Consider the following 21,938-nt stretch of genomic DNA (forward strand, 5'->3'; position numbering starts at 1 on the left):
CTCGTACTGGACGTACTTGGGCTTTCGGCCGGTGCGGCGAGAGTGCGTGCCGGGCGTCGCGACGGGGCGAACGTTGCCTGCCGCGGCACTAGCTCGGGTCGGTGTCGATGATCCCGGTCCGGTCCGTCTTGCTGATCAGGGCCGGGCGCAGCGCGCTGATGACGTCCTGGACGGTGACGGCGGTCTTCTGGCCGGTGCCGCGGGTGATCAGGACGCCGTCGAAGGCGTTCCCGTACAGCTCCTTCAGGGCGGCCTGGTCGTAGCTCTCCACCAGCTTGCCGTCAACGGCCTTGACCCCGAGGAACTTCCACAGGGAGTTCTTGGGGCTCATCGGCACGGAGTGCAGCGGGTCGGTCTCGACCGTGACCCTGTCGGACATCGCCGGTTCGGCGAACTCCTTCATCATCCGGTCGACCTCGGCGTCGGTGATCGTCGGCTGCTTGGCCGTGGTCGGGACCTTGACCGGGGTGGTCGTGCCCGTCTCGACCTGGGCGCGGTAGGCCGCCACGACGGAATCCGCGGCCTTCGCCGCGTCGATGCCCTTGCCCGCCTTGCCGTAGACGGCGACGGCCTTGCCGGACTCGAACTTGATCGTGCCCTCGGCGGCCGAGCCGGAGCCGCCCGCGGCGGTCGTCAGAGCCGCCTGGAGCTTCTCCTCGTCGACCGGCAGCTGGGGCTCGACCTCACGGTGCTGCCCGAACAGCGAGCCGATCACGGAGACCGGGTTGTAGTCGCTCTTGGCGGCGGCGTCGACCGTGGCCGACACGTCGAACTGCAGGCCCGCCTGGTCCGGCTTGAGGGTGACGGTGGTGCCGTCGACGGACAGCTTCAGCGCCGCGACGGCCCGCTTCTCGAAGGCGTCGTCGAGCTTCTTCACGGCGTCGTCGCGGGTGCCGCCGCCGATGTCCACGCCGTACACGGTGGTGCCCTTGGGCACGTCGGAGTGGTTCATCAGCAGGCCGGCGCCGTAGAGGCCGATCCCCGCGACGACCACCAGGCCGCCCAGCAGGGGGGCCTTGCTGCGGCCCTTCTTCTTTTTCTTCTTCTTGGAGTCGCCCGCGGCCGGGCTCGGCCTGACCTGCTCCGACCCGTGCGGCGGGGTGCCGGGCCCGTCGGTGCGTGCGGGGCCCGGCGGGACGGATCCGCCCGGCCCGGGCCGGCCCCCGGCGGGCACGACGGGGATGCCGCTGGTGACGGTGTGCCCGGAGACGTTGTCGACGGGCCGTCCGCCGTAGCCGCCCGCGGCCGGTTCGGGGGCGGGCTTCTGCGGGGTGAGGATCGCGGTGTCGTCGCTCAGACCGCCGCCGGGGAGACGACCGGTGCCGGGGGCGGCGCCGGGACCGGCTCCGGGACCGGCGGAACGCGGGCCGCCGGGCGGGCGGGTCGCGGCGGGGGCGCCGGCCATCGGGGGCACCATCGGGCCGTCGCCGGTGACCGGGCCGCCGGTCGGGCCCGCGGGGCCGCCCTGGGGGCCGCCCTGGGGGCCGCCTCGGCCGCCGGGGCCGCCGGGCCCGTCCGGACCGTTGAAGTCGTAGGAGCCGCCGTAGCCGGGCAGGCCGTTCGGACCGCTCTGGCCCTGCGGGCCGCCGCCCTGCCCGTTCGGGCCGTACTGGCCGTTCTGGCCGTACTGGCCGTTCTGGCCGTTCTGGCCGTTCTGGCCCGGCCGGCCGTTCTGGGCGGTGTCGGAGAAGTACGGCAGGTTGTCACGGCGCGGTTCGGCGGGACCGCCGCCGCCCTGGCCCTGACCCGGCCCCTGGGGCTGGCCGGGGCCTTGCTGCCCCTGACGGCCCTGACCCTGGCCCTGACCCGGTGTCCGGCCCGGGCGGGAGCCGTTGCCGAGCGGGCCTGCGGCCAGCGCCTCGGTCACGTCGAAGGAGCCGGTGCCGCCGCCGTGCCCCGGGGCCACGGGACCACCGGTGGCTCCGCCGGGGAGCCCCGCACCGTTGGTGCCGCCGGGGCGGGGACCGCCCGACATGCTCATGGAGCCGACCACGCCGCCGGGACGCCCGGCGCCCGGCCGCGCGCCACCGGACGCGCCGGCACCCGAACCGGCCGCGGTTCCGGCGGCCGGGCCGCTCGCGGACGGCGCACCCGCCCCGGCGGCCGAACCGCCGGGGATTCCGGCCCCGTTGGTGGAACCGCCGCCCTGACCGCCCTTGCCCGCCGAGGACTTGCGAGGCGCGAACCAGTCGCTTTTCTTCTCCTCCGCGGAGGGCGCGGGTTCGCCGGGCAGCCTGAACGAGCCGGTCTCCGACGAGTCCGAGCCGGCGGCGCCCGCAGCTGCCGTCGGCGCCGCGTCGGCGCCGGTGTCGGCTCGGGGGTTGCCGCCCGGGCCGGGGCTGTCGTCGCCCGTGCTCTCGGCGTCGGCCACGGGGGTGCGCACGACGACCGGCGGAATGGGCCGCGATCCGGGGATGTTGATGCGGATCCGGGTCGTCAGCGTGGTCTCGGTCTTGCGTTCCTCCGGCCGCGCGGCCGAACGGCCCGCGTCCGTACCGCCGTCGGACACCACAGGGGTGCCGTACGGCGGCGTGCCCGAGGGGTATGCGGCTCCGCCGCGCCCGTTGGGCCCGGAGGACGGACTGTCAGTTTCACGACTCAAGGCAGGTTCTCCAGGTTGGCTCCGCCGCCCGCCGCGGCCTCACGGGCAGCTCGGCGGCGCGCACCACCATACTGGCCACTTCTGGCCCGTATCCCACGACCGTCAGGGAAACCCACACGGGACTCCCACCGGTACGCCAGGGTGAAGTGGTACGTCACTTGCCAAGTCGGACGTCGTCGCCGACCGGTTGCCGCCCCAAACCAATGGTGGCGCAGATCACAGCAAGTGCCATGCCGCCGAGCAGGAAGAGGTAGGAGCCGCCTCCCGCGCCGAACAGGAAATCGCCCTCGGGACGGCCCGCGGTGCTCAGGATGACGGAGATCATCCAGCCGGCGGCCGGCGCGACGGCTCCGGCGCGGCTGTCGAGGGCCCGCGCCCCGCCGATGAACAGCCCGGCCGCGCCGACGAGCGCGAGGAGCAGTCCGCCCGGGAACCAGGCGGCCTGGACGAGCGCTCCGGCGACTCCGGTGACCGCGCCGAGCAGCAGAAGTCCCACGTAGGCGACGGCTCGTCCGGCGGGGGGCATCTGGAGCGGCTGGGCGAGCATCGAGCCACGGTCGGACATCAGGCCACCTCCGCGTCGATACCGGCGAACAGGTCGGTCGCCCTCTTGTCCGCCTCGTCCGCGGACTCGCCGAGGACGAGTTCGTAGTACTCGGTGGCGAAGAGTGGCTGGGCGAGTTCGTTCGACAGGGCGAAGAACCGCTCGTCGGGGGCGACCTCGATCTGGGTGGCGTGCGCGCGCATCGCGGCCGCCTTGGCGCTCGCGTACGCGGCGGTGGCCTCGATCTCGGCGGTGACGCGGTCGTCGTCCACGACACCCGGTACGTCGGCGACGGCGGCGCTCTCGGCGAAGGGCAGCTCCGCAAGCTCTTCCCGCAGCCGTGCGAAGGCGGCCTCGGCGACGGAGCGCGGGACGCGGTTCCAGTACACCTTCGGGACGCGCCACCCGGCGTCCTCGGCCAGCTCCACCGCCCGCATGGCGACGCGGTGGGCCTGGATGTGGTCGGGGTGGCCGTAGCCGCCGTGTTCGTCGTAGGTGACGAGCACCTGGGGGCACACCTCGAGGATCACCTCGGCGAGGGACGCGGCGGCTTCGTCGACGTCGGCCTGCCAGAAGCAGGCGGGGTCGTCGTTGTCGGGTAGGCCCATCATCCCGGAGTCGCCGTAGCGGCCGGCGCCGCCGAGCAGGCGGAAGTCCCGCACGCCGAGTTCGGCCATGGCGGCGGCGAGTTCACGCCGCCGGCGCTCCCCCAGCGCGGCGCCGGTCAGATGCCGCAGCTCCGGCGGGATGACCTCGCCGCGCTCGCCGAGGGTGCAGGTGACCAGGGTCACGTGAGCGCCCTCGGCCGCGTACCGCGCCATGGTCGCGCCGTTGTTGATCGACTCGTCGTCCGGGTGCGCGTGCACCAGCAACAGACGCCGGCCGGGCAGTTCCGTCATGGGGCCACCTTACGAGGCGGCCGACGCCACCGGCCCACCTCCCGGCCCGGCCGCCGCTCCTGCTCACTCCTGCTCATCGAGCACATGGGCGATGGCGAGCGCAATGCGCTCGATCCAGTCGATGGCGTCGTTCACGGCGGCCTCGTCGATGGGGCGGCGCTGCTTGAGATCGCCGTCGATCAGGTCTGCGTCGTGCGCGATCTTGTTGCGCCGTTTCGTGATTTCCAGATAGCGACTGCGAAGGGTCTTCTCGTTCAGCGAGGTGCGCCCTTGGAAGAACGTAAGAGGCCGCCCGGAGGTAGCCGACGGCTTCCGGTCCTTCGGCCGGGTTCCGGATCACATCCGTCCGGGTGGGGAGCCGCCGGGCCTGGCATCGGCGCGGGCGCGACGGCTCCCGGCCGGGCTCAGGCCTCGCCGTGCGGCTCCGTGAAGACGTCTTCGGCGGAGGCGACCGTGACAGCACGGGAGAGCCATTGGCGCAGGAGGTCCCGGTCGTCACAGTCGGTGACACGTTCGCGGACCTCGTCCGGCACGTCGAAGCCGCGCTGCTCCAGGACGAGCAGGATGGCCTCCGCCTGGCCCTGAGCGCGGCCCTGAGCGCGGCCCTGAGCGCGGCCCTCGTCCCGGATCTCTTCGGAGATGGACGACTTGTAGAAGGAAAGGTCCACGGCCACCAGGTTCCTCCAGAATTGTGCGGCCTGACGCACACTGTCCAGGCCTTGTGCGGTGAGTTCGACAATGGGGTCGGCGACGATTTCGGGCACGTCCCGCAGAGCGGTGGACAGGGCCTTCAGTATCCCACCGATGTCCGAATGCTTCGCGTGGGTGATGGCGGACAGAGCCGCGAGCGCCAGGTCGGCACCCGCTTCGTCCGGATCGGTGATGACAGGCATGTTGTGCGGACCGGCCACGACCGGGCGCAGGGTAAGGACGGGCCACCACCGCGGACCAATGGCCACGGGCTGGGTGGCCCACTCCGCTGTGGCCCGGTCCTGGCATACGACCAGCAGCAGAGGCGGAATCTTGTACTTCGTATAGAGGAAGGACAGGTAGTAGGCCCAGCTGGCAGGCTTGTTCGAATCCTTCGCGCTTTGCGCCTCGACGGCGAGGAGCATCGGCTCGTGGCCGTCAAAACGCAGCAGCGTGTCGACTCGGCGTTCAACGGGCTGAATCTCGGTGAGATCGGTCGGCAGGACGGTCACGGATGCGGGCTGGACGAACGGTAGGCCGAGGACCTTGGAGACACCGGAGAAGAGGCTGGGACACTCCTGGAAGATGCGGTGCATCGCCTCGTGGGACGCGTTGACCATGCGGTTCCTTTGCTTGTGGGGTCTTCAGAGCGCCGCCGACTGCTCCGTGCAGTCGCGGCACCGTGCGCCCGGCTCGGGCGATCGGATGCCGCGGTCGCAGCCGTCGCAGTTTCGGAGGGGGTGGCGGGGGTCCGGTGGGGTGGCCGGGGCCCGGTAGGGGGGCAGGGGCGGGAGTTGGGCGGTGAGGCGGTGGGCGAGGAGGGCGGCCGGGCGGCGTAGGGGGTCGTCCGGGAGGTCTGCGGTGAGGGCGTGGCGTACGGCTGTGGGGGTGATCTCGCGTTCCAGCCAGGCGGCCACGCCGGGTGCGAGGTGCTCGGTGTCGGTGGCGGAGAGGAGGAGGCGGGGGTCGTGGCGGCGGAGGCCGGCGAGGAGGTCGGTGGCCGTCTGGAGGAGGGCGGGGTGGGCGTACGCCGGTTTCGGCACCGGGGGGAGTGCCTTGCGGGGCGTGGCCGGGCGCTTCCTGGGGGCTTGGTCGGCTGCGTGGTCTGCTGCCGGGCGGCGGTCGGGGTGGCCGCGGTCGTGGTGGCCGGGGCGGTTGCAGGAGATCGTGCGGGTGGTGACGCGGCCGTCGGGGCTGCGTCTGCGTTCGCGGCGCAGGTAGCCGTGGGTCTCCAGTTCGCGCAGGGCGGCGGCGATCCGGGTCGCGCCCTCGGGAAAGCGGGCAGCGAGGGTCTTGATGTCGACGCGGACGCCCTTGGGCAGCGACTGGAGGTGCACGGCCAGGCCGATCGCCAGCAGTGACAGCTCCCGGTGCTGGGCGAGGTGGTTGCCGATCACGGTGAAGCGTTCGGTGTGGCGGGCGTTCTCGTGGGTGAGTCCTGCCGCGTGGGGGTGGTTTTTGCCCGGGATGCGGGACTCGGCGCACGGGGGCGCGCTAGGGTTTTCTGTATCCATCAGGAAGTTTGAGCCTTCCTCGGTGGTCAGGCCCTCGCATTGGGATTGCCGTCCCGGCGGGGGCCGTCGCATGTCTGCGGTGGTGTTGCGCCGAGCGTAGGGCAGACAACCCAGCCCGAATCCACCTGAGTTGGCACATTCACCCGCGGGAGTGAGTTTGCGCGGCGGGCGGGAGGGGTGGGGCTTGGTGAGGTTCTTTCTCGTCGTCATGTGTCTTGGAAAGAGCGCCACTCGGACCGAAGCATGGGTTTCCAGGTTCCGGTTTCGGTGATGCACGGGGTTCGCCGCTCGGGGAGGATGTCTGCCATGCCGAAGACCACTCAACTGCGCACGTACACCGTCCGGGACGGCTTGCTCGACGAGTGGGTGGAGCGCTGGCGGAGCGAAATTGTCCCGCTCCGACTGGAGTTGGGATTCACGAGGCCAGGGTGACGACCCCCTCGAACTGGTCGACCACGAGGAGTGTCCGCCGGAACCGCCCACCGCGCAGCCGCGACAGCTCGAACATCTGCTGGAGGTGAAGCGGTTGCCGAACGTCAGGCTTCAGGTGATGCCGACAGCGTCCGAGGCCCACCCCGGGATGAGCGGAAGGATCGATGTGCTGGGGTTCGCGGACGGCACAGCGGTGGGCCGCTCCGACGGCGCATACAACGGCCGACTGATCTCAGATCCGAAACACCTACGGATCCTTGAGCTGAGGTACGGCACCATCCGGGCTCAGGCTCTTCCGCCTCGGGAGTCGCTGGCCTTTATCGAGCAACTGCTGGGAGAAACATGATGCAGGACCTGGTGTGGTTCAAGAGCAGCTACAGCGACGGTCCCGACGGCGACTCCTGCATCGAGATCGCCACCACCCCAGCCACGGTCCACGTACGTGACTCCAAGCACACCGCCAGCCCCCGCCTCCAGCTCTCGCCGAAGGCCTGGGCCGACTTCGTGCCGTACGCGTCCCAGGGCTGAGCGGGGGCTACTCGACCTCGGCCTCCGGTACGTCGACCTCGCCGCCCAGGGAGCGGGCGATGGCCGTGAACTCGTTCAGAGCGGCCTGGAGGTCGCGGACGATCTCCTCGGCGATCGCCTCGGGCGACAGACCGCTGTCGGCGTCGTCGAGGGCGGGGTCCTTCATCCATGTGATGTCGAGGGCGAGCTCCGGTCAGTCGCCCACCGGAGCCTTCACACCGACGCCCGTCAGAACTTGATGCTGCCGATCATGCTCGCCACGCTCGTGGTCAGATCGCTGATCGTGGGTGCGATCGTCGAGGACGCGAGATAGAAGCCGAGCAGGATGCAGACGACAGCGTGACCGCCCTTCAGTCCTGACTTCTTGATCAACAAGAAGACGATGATCGCCAGCAGCACCACCGCCGAAATCGAGAGTGCCACGGCGGCTCACCTCCAAGAACCCGGGAACGTGGGGGCAAAAACAGAGCGAGGTAATTTGTAAGTCCATACAACTGCCAGCAGGTTCATACCCACAGTGCGCTAGTGATCATAACTATCAGTGCGTGCGCATCTCTCGGCGCACGGCCGCACAAGGGGGCGCATGGCCAATATGGTCGGCCCATGACGACCGAGTCCGACTCCTTCCCCCGCAGGCACGCGCGCACCCAGCGTTTCACCCTGGGCGCGCCGCGTTCGTTCACGGTGGCTCCCGACGGCTCCCGGGTGGTGTTCCTGCGTTCCGGCTCCGGCACGGACCGTGCGGGCGCGCTGTGGGTCCTCGACCCGACGGACGGCACGGAACGCCTGGCCGCGGACCCGCCCGTCCTGCTCGGGGGCACCGCGGAGGACCTCTCCCCGGCGGAACGGGCGCGTCGCGAACGCAGCCGTGAGGGCGGCGCCGGGATCGTCGGCTACGCCACCGACGAGGCCGTCGAACTGGCCTCTTTCGCGTTGTCAGGGCGGCTTTTCACGGCCGAGCTGCGGGCCGGGACGGCCACCGAACTGCCGGTCCCCAAACCGGTGATCGACCCCCGCCCCTCCCCCGACGGCCGGCTCGTCGCGTACGTCGTCGGAGGGGCCCTGCGGGTGGTCGACGCCGAGGGTGCGCGGGACCGGGCGGTCGCGGAGCCGGAAGCGGAGACGGTTTCCTATGGATTGGCCGAGTTCGTCGCGGCCGAGGAGATGGGACGCTCGCGCGGGTTCTGGTGGGCTCCGGAGTCGGATCGGCTGCTGGTGGCGCGGGTGGACGACACGCCCGTGGAGCGGTGGTGGATCTCCGATCCGGCGCAGCCGAAACGTGACCCACAACACGTGCCTTATCCGGCAGCCGGGACGCCCAACGCGGACGTCCGGCTGTTCCTCTTCGGGCTCGACGGAGTGCGCACGGAGGTCGTCTGGGACCGGGCACGTTACCCGTATCTGGCACGAGTGCACTGGTCAGGGGCGGGGGCGCCGCTGCTGCTCGTACAGGCGCGCGATCAGCGAAGTCAGCTGTTCCTGGCCGTGGACACCGACTCCGGGACGACCCGGATGGTGCACGCGGACGAAGATCGGATTTGGCTGGATCTTTTCCCTGGAGTGCCCTGCTGGAGCCCCTCGGGACAGCTGGTCCGGATCGCCGACGAGGGCGGCGCCCGGGTCCTCGCGGTCGGCGAACGTCCGCTGACGGGAGCCCAGTTGCACGTGCGGGCGGTGCTGGACGTCACCACCGACGACGTACTGGTCGCCGCCTCGGCCGGGGAGGACGCGGCCGCGCCGGAAATCGGCGAGGTGCATGTCTACCGCGTCAACGAGCTGGGCGTCGAGCGTCTCTCCGAGGAGCCCGGTGTGCACTCGGCGGTGCGCGCGGGGAACGTGACCGTCGTGGTGTCGGCGGTGCCGGACCGGCCGGGCAGCGTGGCGCGGGTGCTGAAGGACGGGAAGCCGACGGGGATCGTCCGGTCATATGCGCAGGATCCGGGGCTGTCCCCTCGCGTGCAGCTCACCGAGGGGGGCGCACGACGCGTCCCGTGCGCCCTGCTTATGCCTTCGGACTACCACGGCGACTCCCCCCTCCCGGTTCTGCTGGACCCCTACGGCGGTCCGCACGGGCCCCGGGTACTCGCCGCGCACAACGCCCACCTGACCTCGCAGTGGTTCGCCGACCAGGGCTTCGCGGTGGTCGTCGCCGACGGGCGGGGCACCCCGGGGCGCTCCCCCGGCTGGGAGAAGGCGATCCACCACGACCTCACGGTCAGCCTCGACGACCAGATCGACGCGCTCCAGGATCTGGCCGAGCGCCACCCCCTCGACCTCTCCCGGGTGGCGATCCGCGGCTGGTCCTACGGCGGCTGGCTCGCCGCCCTCGCGGTGCTGCGCCGCCCCGACGTCTTCCACGCGGGCATCGCGGGCGCCCCGGTGACCGACTGGCGGCTCTACGACACCCACTACACCGAGCGGTACCTCGGCGACCCGGCCACCTCCCCGGAGGCGTACGCGAAGAGCTCGCTCATCACCGACGAGGGGCTCTCCGCCCCCGCCGAGCCGCACCGCCCGCTGATGATCGTCCACGGGCTGGCCGACGACAACGTGGTCGTCGCGCACGCCCTGCGGCTGTCCTCGGCGCTGCTGTCCGCCGGCCGGCCGCACGAGGTGCTGCCGCTGTCGGGCGTCACGCACATGACCCCGCAGGAACAGGTCGCGGAGAACCTGCTGCTGCTCCAGGTGGACTTCCTGCGGCGCGCTCTGGGACTCGGCTGATCGGCAAGGCGCGAAAGAGAGGGCAACGGGCCGGGAGACATGGCGCTCCCGGCCCGTTTACGGCACCCGCACGGCCGTACGCTGTTCAGACTGGCGCGTCCGTATATCGGAATCGGGTCAGCCAAGTTGCCTGTGTGTTAACGCGGTTGGTGTGCGTTTGGCGTCCTGTGGCATCCCCTCACCATGATCGTCCTCCGGTGGGACCATCTGTTTCTCCTCCGCGAAGTGGCACGCCGAGTCGTGGACGGCGGGGCCCGTCGCGAGCCGGAACTCCGCGGGGACCGCCAGCGCCGGCACCTCCTGCGCGCAGCGCTCCCGCGCCTTCCAGCAGCGGGTGCGGAAGCGGCAGCCGGAGGGGATGTCCGTCGGGGACGGGACGTCGCCCGCCAGGATGATCCGCTCCCGGTGCTCCCGCGCCTGAGGGTCCGGCACCGGGACCGCGGACAGCAGGGCCTGGGTGTACGGGTGGGTGGGGTGATCGTAGATCTCGGCGTCGCGGCCGATCTCCACGATCCGGCCGAGGTACATGACCCCGACCCGGTCCGAGATGTGGCGGACGATCGAGAGGTCGTGGGCGATGAAGAGGCACGACAGGTCGAACTCGCTCTGCAGGCGGTCCAGCAGGTTGATCACCTGGGCCTGGACCGACACGTCCAGCGCGGAGACCGGCTCGTCGGCGACGATCACCTCCGGGCGCAGGGCGAGGCCGCGCGCGATGCCGACGCGCTGGCGCTGTCCGCCGGAGAACTGGTGCGGGTAGCGGTTGACGTACTCGGGGTTGAGGCCGACGACGTCCAGGAGGTCCTGGACCTTTCGGCGCCGGTCGCCCTTGGGGGCCGCCTCGGGGTGGATCTCGTACGGCTCCCCGATGATGTCGCCGACGGTCATGCGGGGGTTGAGGGATGTGTACGGGTCCTGGAACACCATCTGGATGTTGCGGCGGACCGTGCGCAGGGCCTTGCCGGACAGGCGGGTCAGATCCTCGCCCTTGTAGCGGATCTGCCCCGCCGTCGGCTTCTCCAGGTTGACCAGCATCCTGGCGACCGTGGACTTGCCGCAGCCGGACTCCCCGACGATGCCGAGGGTCTCGCCGCGGTGGAGGGTGAAGTCGACGCCGTCGACGGCCTTCACCGCACCGACCTGCTTCCTGAACAGGATGCCCTGGGTGAGCGGGTAGTGCTTGACCAGCCCGCTGACTTCGAGGATCGGCTCGGCGGCCGAGGTACTAGCCATGGAGGCACTCCCTCCAGAAGTGGCAGGCGCTGGTGCGGTCCGTCCGGTCCGCGTCCGAGTCGTCGACCTCGAAGAGCGGGGGCACGTCCGTGCGGCAGACGTCCTGGGCCATCGGGCAGCGCGGGTTGAAGGCGCAGCCCGGCGGGATGTTCATGAGGTTGGGCGGCAGGCCCTTGATCGCGTAGAGCTCCCGACCCTTCTGGTCCAGGCGCGGGATGGAGTCGAGCAGGCCGCGGGTGTAGGGGTGGGCCGGGGCCTTGTAGATGTCGTGGACGGGGGCCGACTCGACGATCCGGCCGGCGTACATGACGGCGATGCGGTCGGCGACGTCGGCGACCACGCCGAGGTCGTGGGTGATGAGGATGAGCCCCATGCGGTACTCGCGCTGCAACTCCGCGAGCAGGTCCATGACCTGGGCCTGGACCGTGACGTCGAGGGCGGTGGTGGGTTCGTCGGCGATGATGAGCGCCGGTTCGAGCGCGAGCGCCATCGCGATCATGATGCGCTGGCGCATGCCGCCGGAGAACTGGTGCGGGTAGTCCTTGACCCGCTCCCGGGCGGCCGGGATGCGTACGTGGTCCATCAGCTCGACGGCCTTGGCCCGCGCGTCCTTTCGCGACATCCCGCGGTGCACGGTGAACATCTCGCCGAGCTGGTCGCCGACCGACAGCACGGGGTTCAGGGACGACAGGGCGTCCTGGAAGATCATCGCCATCTCGGCGCCGCGGACCTTCCTGCGCTCCTCCTCCTTGAGCCGCAGCAGGTCCCGGCCCTGGAAGAGGATCTCGCCGCCGGTGATCCGCCCGGGCGGCATGTCGAGGATGCCCATGACCGCCTGCGCGGTGACGGACTTCCCGGACCCGGACTCACCGAGCACGGCGAGCGTCTCGCCCGCGTCCACGCCGTAGCTGACGCCGTTGACGGCCCGGGCGACCCCGTCCCGGGTACGGAACTCCACATGCAGATCACGCACTTCGAGCAACATCCGCCGTCACCTCAGCCTCGGGTCGAGGGCGTCGCCCGCCGACGTCGCCGAACACGCCCCCGCGCCGGGCGCGGCGGCCGACCGGGGGCCGGAGCCCTGCCTCCGCATCCGCCTGGCAGCCGGTCGGCAGGCGGTCCGCAGCCGCTGCCCCGACCGGGGTCGGAACCCCGTCCTCGCATCACGTACGTGCAATCGCATGCGTCCGTCACCTCAGCCTCGGGTCGAGGGCGTCGCGTACCGCGTCGCCGAGCATGATGAAGGCCAGAACCGTGAGGGCCAGGGCGCCTGAGGGCCAGAGCAGGGCGTGGGGGGCGTTGCGGATGTACGGGGAGGCGGCGGAGATGTCGATGCCCCAGGAGACGGTGGGCGGCTTCAGACCGACGCCGAGGTAGGACAGGGTCGCCTCCAGCGCGATGTACGTGCCGAGGGCGATGGTCGCGACCACGATCACCGGGGCGACCGCGTTCGGGGTGATGTGGCGCAGCAGCAGGCGGGAGTTGGAGGCGCCCAGGGCGCGGGCGGCCTGGACGTAGTCGTTCTGTTTGGCGGTGATCACCGAGCCGCGGGCGATCCGGGAGATCTGGGGCCAGCCGAGCAGCACCATGAACCCGATGACCGGCCAGACCGTATTGCTGGTCACCACGGAGAGGAGGACGAGGCCGCCGAGGACGACCGGGATGGCGAAGAAGATGTCGGTGATCCGGGACAGGATCGAGTCCCCCGCCCCGCCGAAGAACCCGGCGAGACCGCCCAGCACGCTGCCGAACAGGGCGACGCCGAGCGTGGCCAGGGCGCCGACCGTGACGGACGTCCGGGCGCCGTAGACGGTGCGGGTGTAGACGTCGCAGCCCTGGCCGTCGAAGCCGAAGGGGTGGCCGGGCTGGGAGCCCTCCTGGGCCTTGGACAGGTTGCACCTGAGGGGGCTCTCCCAGGTGATGGCCGAGGGCCACAGGGAGATGAGGACCAGGAAGAGGATGACCAGGGCGGAGGCGATGAAGACCGGGTTGCGGCGCAGGTCGTGCCAGGCGTCGGACCAGAGGGAGCGGGGTTTGCCCGAGACCTCCGTGGCGATGTCCTCCCTCCCTCCGACGGCCTTCTCCAGAGGCGGCGCCCCGCTCCTCGCGAGGTCCGTCGCGACGCCCACGCCGGTCGCGGCGATGTCCCCCTCGGGCTCCAGTTCAGGCATAGCGGATCCTCGGGTCGAGTACGGCGTACAGCAGGTCGACGAGCAGGTTGGTGACCAGGAAGACCAGGACGAGGACGGTGACGAAGCCGACCACGGTCTGGGTGTTCTGCCGCAGAATCCCCTGGTAGAGCTGGTAGCCGACGCCGTGGATGTTGAAGATGCGCTCGGTGACGATCGCGCCGCCCATCAGGAAGCCGATGTCCGCGCCGATGAAGGTGACGACGGGGATGAGGGAGTTGCGCAGCAGGTGCCGGACCACGACCCGACGGCGGGGCAGGCCCTTGGCGACGGCCGTGCGGACGTAGTCGGAGCGCTTGTTCTCGGCGATCGAGGTACGGGTCAGCCGGGTGACGTAGGCCAGCGAGACGGAGGCCAGCACCAGGCCCGGCACGATCAGCTCGTCGAAGGCGGCCGCCGAGGAGACCGACGGTTTGATCCAGCCCCACTCCACGCCGAGCAGCAGTTGCAGCAGCAGACCGGTGACGAAGGTGGGGACGGAGATCACGACGAGCGTGCCCAGCAGGACGCCGTTGTCGACGGGGCGGCCCCGGCGCAGACCCGTGATCACGCCCAGGGTGATGCCGACGACGATCTCGATGAGGATCGCGACGATCGTCAGCCGGACGGTGACCGGGAACGCCGTCGACATCAGCTCGGTGACCGGCTGGCCGTTGAACGCCGTACCGAAGTCTCCGCTGAAGACGTTCCCCATGTAGGTGAGGTACTGCTGCCAGACCGGCCGGTCGAGGCCGAACTCCTTCTTCAGCTGGGCGGTCGTCGCCGGGTCGCACGCCCGTTCGCCGCACAGGCCCGCGACGGGGTCGCCCATCACGTTCACCATCAGGAAGATCAGCAGCGTCGCCCCGATGAACACCGGGATCATCTGCAGCAGCCGCCGGACGACGTACCGTCCCATGGCGGGTCAGCCGACCTTGATGTCGGTGTAGACCGGCACGGAGAACGGGTTGAGCCGGACGTCGGAGAGGCGTTCCGCGTAGCCGCCGGTGCCGTTCTGGTACCAGAGCGGGATGGCGGCCATGTCGTCCCGGACGACCTCCTCGGCCTTCTGGAACAGTGCGACGGCCTTGGCGGTGTCGGTCTCGGCGTTGGCCTGGTCGACGAGCCTGTCGAACTCCTTGTTGGACCACTTGCCGTCGTTGGAGGGGGCGTTCGTGTAGTAGAGCGGCTGCAGGAAGTTCTGGATGAGTGGGTAGTCCATCTGCCAGCCCGCCCGGAAGGGTCCGCTCAGCTTCTGTCGGGTGGTCTTGTCGCGGTAGTCGGCGAAGGTGCCGACCGGGCTGCTGGCACAGGCCCTGTCGTCGCCCAGGACGTTGTTGATGGAGTTGCAGACCGCGTCGACCCACTGTTTGTGCGATCCGGAGTCCGCGTTGTATGCGATCCTCACGCGTCCGCCGGGCAGTCCCCCGCCCTCCTGGATCAGCTTCTTGGCCCGCACGGGGTCATAGGTGCACCACTCTCCGCACAGCCCCCTCTTGTCTCCGCCCTTCACACCGAGGACCGGCGAGGTCCAGTCCGTGGCCGGGACCCGCGTCTTGCGATAGATCGTCTCGGTGATCCGGTCGCGGTCGATGGCCATGGACAGCCCCTTGCGGACCTTGTCCAAGCCGGCCTTGCCCCACTCCTTGTCGTAGTAGGGGAAGGCGATCGTCTGGATGATGCCGGCGGGCTGGTTGAGGTACCGGCCGCCGAGGTCGCTCGGGGCGTTCTTGAGCTGAGCGGCGGGGATGTCGTCGGTGAGGTCGAGGTTGCCGGCCAGGAGGTCGGTGTAGGCGGTGTTGGGGTCGGTGTAGACCCTCAGCGTCACCCCGTCGTTGTGCGCCTTGTCCTCGCCGGGATAGCCCGCCCACTTGGTGAGGGACATCTGCGAGCCCCTGGCGTACGACGCGATGGTGTACGGCCCGTTGCCGATCGGTTTCCTCAGCCAGGCCGCGTGGTCGTCGAAGAACGCCCGGGGCAGGGGGGCGAAGACGGCGTAGCCGAGGGTGTCCGGGAAGGACGAGAACTTCTGGCTGAGCCGCACGGTGAACGTCCGGTCGTCGACGACCTTCAGCCCCGAGAGGGTGTCGGCTCTCTGCGCGCCCGTCTCCGGGTGGACGTCGGCATAGCCGTCGATGTACTTGAAGAACTCGGCGGCCTTCTGCTTGTTCTTCAGGCTCGCGCCGTAGTTCCAGGCGTCGACGAAGGATTTCGACGTCACTTTCTCGCCATTGCTGAACGTCCAGCCGTCCTTGAGGGTGATCGTGAAGTTCTGCGAGTCCGGCGTCTCGATGCTCTGCGCCAGCATGTCCCGCGCCTGGGCGGTCTGCGGGTCGTACCGCTTCAGGCCGCGGAAGATCATGTCGAGGACCTTTCCGCCCTGGACCTCGTTGGTGTTGGCCGGCTCCAGCGGGTTCTGCGGGTCCGACCACGAGGCGCTGAGTACCGCACCGCCGCCACCGGCACCGCCGTTTCCGCCGCCGCAGGCCGTCGCCGCGAGCGTCAGCGCCACCGCGCATGCGGTCCATCGGGCGTGCGTGGCTCCACGCATGGATGCCTCCTCATTGACCGCGCCTTTACCTGAGCGCTCCACCGTCGGCGTCGAGACGTCGAAACACCGATCCGTTAACGGTCAATATCAACTTAAAGGGTGCATAGCGCACTCGGGCCGCGCCCAACGGGGGGCCGCCAGGGGGCTATTCGGGGGATGGCGCAAGTACATCTACTGACAACAGCAGGTTCCTGCTGGGGGGTCGAAAAGGATCTTCCGCGCAGGCCACAATGGATCTTCGATGCAGTGCGCAACGGGTCTCCGGGATCCGATGCCGAACCGTTGGCTTGCGGCCACAAGATGTACGCATTCCGATACTGAGGCGTCCGCATATCGAACTTGTTGCCCGTTTTGCCCAGTTAGCCCGAATTTGGACACGGAACGATTACGGCGCGCTACACGCGTAGCTACGGTACGGTCAAGGCCGAGTAAAGAAGGTAAAGAGAGGACCAAGGGAGACCAGAATTTATTGACCTTGAACGAATTGCGTTGAAAAAGTCCCGCGTAGCCCGTAGGGGAGTGCCCTGCGGAGTCATCAGACCCTCCCTTGGGCCAGGAGCACCATGACCCCCCCAACTCCATCAGCGGCTGCACCGCTCGAGGTGACCGACGAGAGCGTCGCGAAGTCGCCTACGCCGTCCACCCACAAGGGCAGCGAGGGCCGCTCCCCCGGACGGCTGGCGTGGAACCGCTTCAAGCGGGACCACACGGGCGTCATATCCGCGTGCATCGTGAGCTTCTTCTTCGTGATCGCCATCGCCGCTCCGCTGATAGCCAAGCTCTACGGCAAGGACCCGTACACCACGTACGCCAGCCAGCGCCCCGAGTTGCTGAACCCCTTCTCCTACCCGGCCGGTCCGAACGGTGGCATGAGCTCCGAGTTCTGGTTCGGCATCGAGCCCCAGTTGGGGCGCGACGTCTTCACCTTCCTGCTCTACGCCATCCGCAACTCGCTGGGCATCGCGCTCGCCGCCACCGTGCTCACAGTGGTCCTCGGTGTGGTCATCGGCACCACCGCGGGCTACCTCGGCGGCAAGACGGACTATCTCGTGGGTCGGGTCATCGACATCCTGCTGTCGTTCCCGTCCACGCTCTTCTTCATCGCCTTCATGCCGGTCGTGTTCGGGCTCTTCGTCGCCCCCGACGAGGAGATCCCGACCTGGCTGCGGGCCACAGCTCTGATCATTGTCCTTGCCGCCTTCGGGTGGGCGTCCATCGCCCGACTGCTGCGCGGCCAGGTACTGGGCCTGCGTGAACGGGAGTTCGTCGAGGCCGCGAAGGTCACGGGTGCATCACCGGGGCGTATCGTCTTCAAGGAGCTGCTGCCCAACCTGTGGACGCCCATCATCATCCAGACCACGCTGATGCTCCCGGCGTACGTCACCGCTGAGGCGGGTCTAGCCTTCCTCGGAGTCGGCATGATCGACCCGACCCCGGACTGGGGCGTCATGATCGCGCGGGGTGCAAGTTTCTACACCGAGGACATCACGTTCATGCTCTTCCCGGGCCTGTCCATGGTGATCTTCGTTCTCGCGTTCAACCTGCTCGGCGACTCGGTGCGTGACGCGCTCGACCCCAAGTCCAAGCGCTGACACCGGCCCTCTTCAGGACCACGGCAAGGACGCCGGGGTGCCGGATTCTCTCTCATCACTCCCACTTCAAGGCAGGCAGCATGTCCTTCTCGCGTAGAAACTTCCTCATCGCCACCGGCGTCGCCGCAGCGTCGACCTCGGTGCTGAGCGCCTGCAGCAGCGGCAACGAGGGGGGCTCCTCGCAGGACAAGGCCCCCAAGGTCACCGGGGCCAAGACCGTCGAGATCCCGGTCGGCACCAAGGCCGACTCCACCGGTCCGGCCGCCGAGGTGCCAGGCGCGGTCAAGGGCGGGACGATCTACTCGCTCCAGCAGTTCGACATGGACCACATGGACCCGGCGCAGATCTACGTCTCGACCGAGGGCGCCATCACCGTGCCGATCATGCGCGGTCTGACGGGCTACAAGCTGGACACCAAGGGCAACGCCACCCTGGTCGGCGACGCCGCGACCGACGCCGGCACCATGAAGGACGGCGGCAAGACCTGGACCTTCACGCTGAAGGACGGCCTGAAGTGGGAGGACGGTGCCGAGGTCTCCTCGGAGGACCTCCGCCACACCTTCGAGCGCCTCTTCGCCACCTTCGTCACCGAGGGTCCGCGCTACGTCCAGGACTTCCTGGTGGGCGGCGACAAGTACAAGGGCCCGTACGACGGTAAGAGCCTCGACTCCATCGAGGTCGACGGCAAGACCATCACCTTCCGTCTGAAGGAAGCCCGCGCCGACTTCAACTTCACGCTCGCGATGCGCGCTTACTCCCTGGTGCCGAAGAAGAAGGACACCAAGGAGAAGTACGACCAGCGCCCGCTCTCCTGCGGCCCGTACAAGATCGAAAGCCGTAGCATCGGCAAGTCGATGACCTACGTGCGCAACGAGCACTGGGACCCGAAGACGGACTCGATCCGCAACGCCTACCCGGACAAGTACGTCTTCCAGATGGGCTACGAGCTGGTGGCGTCGACCGACCGCTGGATCGCGGACAAGGGTACCGACCAGTACGCGGTGCCGATCTTCAACGAGGTCGCGCCCGAGCGTATCGCCCAGGTCCTCACCAACGCCGATCTGAAGAAGCGCGTCCTCACCGCGGTCGACACGGCCACCTACTACTGGCCGATCAACATGACCCGCATCAAGGACCTCAAGGTCCGCCAGGCCATCAACTACGCCTGGCCGCACCAGCAGCTGCAGACCATCGGTGGCGGTGCCTACAGTCAGGAGATCGCCACCACGATCTTCGCCCCGGTGACACCCGGCTACACCAAATTCGACCTGTACGGCGTGGACAAGAAGCCGGGCGGCGACCCCGCGAAGGCCAAGGCCCTGCTGAAGGAGGCCGGCAAGGTCGGCCAGAAGCTGGTCATCGCCTACCAGCAGTCGGACACCGCGGTGAAGACCGCCGTCGCCATCAAGCAGGCGCTGGAGGCGGCTGGCTTCGAGGTCGTCAACAAGCAGGTCGACAAGTCGACCTTCTACACCCAGATCGGAAAGATCGACAACGACTTCGACCTGTTCGCGGCCGGCTGGAGCCCGGACTGGCCGAACGGTTACTCGCAGTTCTACCCCTGCTGGAGCGGCAAGAACATCGGCGACGGCCGCAGCAACTACGCCCAGCTGAACGACCCGAGCGTCAACAAGGCCATCGACGCGGCCTCCCAGATCGCGGACTCGAAGGAGGCCAACAAGGCCTGGGGCAACATCGACAAGATGATCATGGAGCTGGCCGCGGTCGTCCCGGACTACCACAAGATCCGCAACTACCTGTACGGATCCAAGGTCGGCAACGTCATCTGGGACAGCGCCAACACCTGCGTCGCGCTCTGCAAGCTCTACGCCAAGAAGTAAGCGCACACCCCCTGGGGGTGGCCGTCACCATGGTCACCCCCCTGCGGCCCACCCCCCTCTCCTTACCGCGGCGACGGCGCCCCGTCCGGAAAGTCACGCCTCATGTTCCGCTTCCTTGTCCGCCGAGTCACCGGCGCGCTGGCCATTCTGTTGATCATCAGCGCCATCACCTTCTGGCTTTTCTACGCCGTGCCGCGTGACCCCGCCATGATGTCCTGCGGCAAGAACTGCACGCCTGAGAACCTCGCGCAGATCCGGAAGAACCTGGGCATCGACCACTCCATCCCGGTGCAGTACTGGTCCTGGCTGAAGGGCGTCTTCGTCGGTCGCGACTACGCCGGCTTCGGGTACTGCGACGCGCCCTGCTTCGGCTACTCCTTCGCCAACAACGTGCCGGTCTTGGACACGATCATGGACCGCCTGCCGACGACCCTCTCGCTCGCCTTCGGCGCGGCCGTCGTCTTCCTGGTCCTCGGTGTTGGCGCGGGCATGCTCGCGGCCCTCAAGCAGGGCAAGTTCCTGGACAAGTTCGCCAGTTCGGCGTCGCTGCTCGGCTCGTCGCTGCAGATCTACTTCGTCGGCTACATCGCGATGTACTACTTCGTCGCGAAGCTGGGATGGCTCGACCAGCCGTCGTGGACCCCCTTCAGCGAGAACCCGGTCTCCTGGTTCTCCGGCCTACTGCTGCCCTGGCTGGTCCTGGCGATCATCTTCACCGCCAACTACACCCGTATGACCCGCTCGCAGCTCGTGGAGCAACTGAGCGAGGACTACGTCCGCACCGCCCGCGCCAAGGGCCTGTCCCGGGCGAACGTGTTCTTCCGGTTCGCCTGGCGCGGCGCGATGGGCCCCATCGTCACGGTGTTCGGCATCGACCTCGGCACGCTGATCGGCGGTGCCATCATCACCGAGCAGACCTTCAGCCTCCCAGGCATCGGCCGGCTCGCGGTGAAGTCCGTGGACCAGAGCGACCTGCCGATGCTGCTCGGCGTGACCCTCCTGGCGGCCGGCGCGATCGTCTTCTTCAACATCATCGTGGACGCCGTCTACGCCCTCATCGACCCGCGGATCCGGCTCGCCTGACCTCCGCCCCGCCCCCGACCTCTCGCATCACCCCTCAGGAGCGTCCCCGTGACGAGCACCGATCAGCAGCCCTTCCTCTCCGTCAGGGACCTGAAAGTCCATTTCTCCACCGAGGACGGCATCGTCAAGGCCGTCGACGGGCTCTCCTTCGACCTGTTGAAGGGCAAGACGCTCGGCATCGTGGGCGAGTCGGGCTCCGGCAAGTCGGTCACCAACCTGGCCATCCTGGGTCTGCACGACCGCGACCGCACGGCGATCGAGGGCGAGATCCTGCTGGACGACAAGGAGCTGCTGACCACCTCCGAGAAGCAGTTGGAGAAGCTCCGCGGCAACAAGATGGCGATGATCTTCCAGGACGCGCTCGCCTCGCTGTCGCCGTACCACACCATCGGCCGGCAGATCGGCGAGACGTACCGCAAGCACACGGGCTGCTCCAAGCAGGACGCCCGGGCCCGCTCGATCGAGATGCTGAAGCGGGTCGGCATCCCCCAGCCGGAGACCCGGGTGGACGACTACCCGCACCAGTTCTCCGGCGGTATGCGCCAGCGCGCGATGATCGCCATGGCGCTGGTCTGCGACCCCGAGCTGCTGATCGCCGACGAGCCGACCACGGCCCTCGACGTGACCGTGCAGGCGCAGATCATGGACCTCCTCAAGGACCTCCAGCAGGAGTTCGGCACCGCGATCATCTTCATCACCCACGACCTGGGCGTCATCGCGGACATCGCGGACGACGTGCTGGTGATGTACGGCGGCCGGTGTGTGGAGCGCGGGACGAAGAAGGAGGTGCTGCGCGACCCGCAGCACCCCTACACCTGGGGCCTGCTGAGCTCGATGCCCAGCCTGGACCACCCGGTGGACGTGCCGCTCAACCCGATCCCGGGTTCGCCGCCCTCGCTGCTGAACCCGCCGTCGGGCTGCCGCTTCCACCCGCGGTGCGCGTTCGCCGAGAAGGTCGAGGGGGGCCTGTGCTCCACGGAGCGGCCGCTCCTGGAGATCCTGGACGGCCGGGGTTCCGCCTGCCACCTCACCTCGGACCAGCGCGCCGAGTACTTCTCCGACCTCGTCGGCCGCGCCGCGAACTGACGTACAAGAGACGGGATTTCACCACCATGAGCAGCACAACTCCCCTCCTGGACGTCTCCGGGCTCACCAAGCACTTCCCGATCAAGGGCGGCTTCCCGATCCGGCGTACGGTCGGCGCCGTGCAGGCCGTCGACGGGCTGGACTTCCAGGTCGCCGAGGGCGAGGCCCTGGGCCTGGTCGGCGAGTCCGGCTGCGGCAAGTCCACGACGGGCCGGCTGATCACCCGGCTCCTGGAGCCCACGGCGGGCACGATCACGTACCGCGGGCAGGACATCGCGCACGCGGGCCGTAGGCAGCTGGCGCCGATCCGCTCCGAGATCCAGATGATCTTCCAGGACCCGTACGCGTCGCTGAACCCGCGGCAGACGGTCGGCAAGATCGTCTCCGGGCCGATGGAGATCAACGGGATCGACCCGGCGGGCGGCCGCGAGGCGCGCGTGCGCGAGCTGCTGGA

General features: G+C 69.2%; 19 protein-coding genes and 1 pseudogene. 8 read left to right on the forward strand and 12 right to left on the reverse strand.

Annotated features, from left to right (window positions below; all coding sequences use genetic code 11):
* Positions 1–88 precede the first annotated feature (88 nt).
* From AB0J04_RS40095 to AB0J04_RS40115, 5 genes are all read right to left on the reverse strand, one after another.
* Positions 89–2,602: a hypothetical protein gene (locus tag AB0J04_RS40095; protein ID WP_363173603.1), complete on the reverse strand. Its 2,514-nt coding sequence runs from the start codon at positions 2,600–2,602 to the stop codon at positions 89–91.
* Positions 2,603–2,756: 154 nt separating this feature from the next.
* Positions 2,757–3,167, reverse strand: coding sequence for a DUF6113 family protein (locus AB0J04_RS40100; RefSeq protein ID WP_363173604.1), 411 nt, complete (start codon positions 3,165–3,167; stop codon positions 2,757–2,759).
* Complete coding sequence (gene mshB, locus AB0J04_RS40105; RefSeq protein ID WP_363173605.1) at positions 3,167–4,045, reverse strand: N-acetyl-1-D-myo-inositol-2-amino-2-deoxy-alpha-D-glucopyranoside deacetylase; 879 nt, start codon at positions 4,043–4,045, stop codon at positions 3,167–3,169. The genes AB0J04_RS40100 and mshB overlap by 1 nt, the downstream gene beginning before the upstream one ends.
* Before the next feature lie 404 nt (positions 4,046–4,449).
* The gene (locus AB0J04_RS40110; protein WP_363173606.1) at positions 4,450–5,355 is read right to left on the reverse strand and encodes a hypothetical protein; all 906 of its coding nucleotides are present in this window, start codon (positions 5,353–5,355) and stop codon (positions 4,450–4,452) included.
* 24 nt (positions 5,356–5,379) lie between these two features.
* Entirely contained in the window at positions 5,380–6,249 is an 870-nt protein-coding gene (locus AB0J04_RS40115; RefSeq protein ID WP_363173607.1) for a helix-turn-helix domain-containing protein, read from the reverse strand.
* Positions 6,250–6,742: 493 nt separating this feature from the next.
* Between AB0J04_RS40115 and AB0J04_RS40120 the strand changes: the two are divergent.
* Together AB0J04_RS40120 and AB0J04_RS40125 are read left to right on the forward strand one after the other, a co-directional pair.
* Positions 6,743–7,027: pseudogene (locus AB0J04_RS40120) on the forward strand (Scr1 family TA system antitoxin-like transcriptional regulator); the annotation flags it as partial.
* On the forward strand, positions 7,024–7,209 hold the full coding sequence (locus AB0J04_RS40125; RefSeq protein WP_363173608.1) for a DUF397 domain-containing protein: 186 nt from the start codon (positions 7,024–7,026) through the stop codon (positions 7,207–7,209). The pseudogene AB0J04_RS40120 and the gene AB0J04_RS40125, both read left to right, overlap by 4 nt.
* Before the next feature lie 7 nt (positions 7,210–7,216).
* Here the strand turns inward: AB0J04_RS40125 and AB0J04_RS40130 are convergent, their stop codons facing one another.
* On the reverse strand, positions 7,217–7,375 hold the full coding sequence (locus tag AB0J04_RS40130) for a hypothetical protein (RefSeq protein WP_363173609.1): 159 nt from the start codon (positions 7,373–7,375) through the stop codon (positions 7,217–7,219).
* Positions 7,376–7,437: 62 nt separating this feature from the next.
* Positions 7,438–7,632 carry a hypothetical protein gene (locus AB0J04_RS40135; protein ID WP_073498771.1) on the reverse strand — a complete coding sequence of 65 codons (195 nt, stop codon included), beginning with the start codon at positions 7,630–7,632 and terminating at the stop codon, positions 7,438–7,440.
* Positions 7,633–7,812: 180 nt separating this feature from the next.
* Between AB0J04_RS40135 and AB0J04_RS40140 the strand changes: the two genes are divergently transcribed.
* Positions 7,813–9,930: a prolyl oligopeptidase family serine peptidase gene (locus tag AB0J04_RS40140; protein WP_363173611.1), complete on the forward strand. Its 2,118-nt coding sequence runs from the start codon at positions 7,813–7,815 to the stop codon at positions 9,928–9,930.
* Between the two features lie 117 nt (positions 9,931–10,047).
* Here AB0J04_RS40140 and AB0J04_RS40145 read toward each other — a convergent pair whose 3' ends face one another.
* The 5 genes from AB0J04_RS40145 to AB0J04_RS40165 form a co-directional block, all read right to left on the reverse strand.
* The gene (locus tag AB0J04_RS40145) at positions 10,048–11,163 is read right to left on the reverse strand and encodes a dipeptide ABC transporter ATP-binding protein (RefSeq protein WP_363173612.1); all 1,116 of its coding nucleotides are present in this window, start codon (positions 11,161–11,163) and stop codon (positions 10,048–10,050) included.
* Positions 11,156–12,148, reverse strand: coding sequence for an ABC transporter ATP-binding protein (locus tag AB0J04_RS40150; protein WP_363173613.1), 993 nt, complete (start codon positions 12,146–12,148; stop codon positions 11,156–11,158). Before AB0J04_RS40150 ends, AB0J04_RS40145 begins: the two co-directional genes overlap by 8 nt.
* A gap of 205 nt (positions 12,149–12,353) precedes the next feature.
* On the reverse strand, positions 12,354–13,334 hold the full coding sequence (locus AB0J04_RS40155) for an ABC transporter permease (RefSeq protein ID WP_363173614.1): 981 nt from the start codon (positions 13,332–13,334) through the stop codon (positions 12,354–12,356).
* Complete coding sequence (locus tag AB0J04_RS40160) at positions 13,327–14,250, reverse strand: ABC transporter permease (protein ID WP_363173615.1); 924 nt, start codon at positions 14,248–14,250, stop codon at positions 13,327–13,329. Before AB0J04_RS40160 ends, AB0J04_RS40155 begins: the two co-directional genes overlap by 8 nt.
* A 6-nt stretch (positions 14,251–14,256) precedes the next feature.
* Entirely contained in the window at positions 14,257–15,882 is a 1,626-nt protein-coding gene (locus AB0J04_RS40165) for an ABC transporter substrate-binding protein (protein WP_363173616.1), read from the reverse strand.
* 602 nt (positions 15,883–16,484) lie between these two features.
* Here AB0J04_RS40165 and AB0J04_RS40170 point away from each other — a divergent pair.
* From AB0J04_RS40170 to AB0J04_RS40190, 5 genes are all read left to right on the forward strand, one after another.
* Positions 16,485–17,474, forward strand: coding sequence for an ABC transporter permease (locus AB0J04_RS40170; protein WP_363173617.1), 990 nt, complete (start codon positions 16,485–16,487; stop codon positions 17,472–17,474).
* A gap of 80 nt (positions 17,475–17,554) precedes the next feature.
* A complete protein-coding gene (locus AB0J04_RS40175; protein WP_363173618.1) occupies positions 17,555–19,315 on the forward strand; it encodes an ABC transporter substrate-binding protein in 1,761 nt (586 codons plus the stop codon).
* Positions 19,316–19,417: 102 nt separating this feature from the next.
* Positions 19,418–20,398: an ABC transporter permease gene (locus AB0J04_RS40180; RefSeq protein WP_363173619.1), complete on the forward strand. Its 981-nt coding sequence runs from the start codon at positions 19,418–19,420 to the stop codon at positions 20,396–20,398.
* A gap of 48 nt (positions 20,399–20,446) precedes the next feature.
* Positions 20,447–21,484, forward strand: a complete 1,038-nt coding sequence (locus AB0J04_RS40185) for an ABC transporter ATP-binding protein (protein WP_363173620.1) — start codon at positions 20,447–20,449, stop codon at positions 21,482–21,484.
* Positions 21,485–21,510: 26 nt separating this feature from the next.
* On the forward strand, positions 21,511–21,938 hold a 428-nt coding region (locus tag AB0J04_RS40190), incomplete at its 3' end, for an ATP-binding cassette domain-containing protein (RefSeq protein ID WP_363173621.1).

Origin of the sequence: Streptomyces sp. NPDC050263, from assembly GCF_040655955.1 — a bacterium.
In the GTDB taxonomy this organism is placed as follows: Bacteria; Actinomycetota; Actinomycetes; order Streptomycetales; family Streptomycetaceae; genus Streptomyces.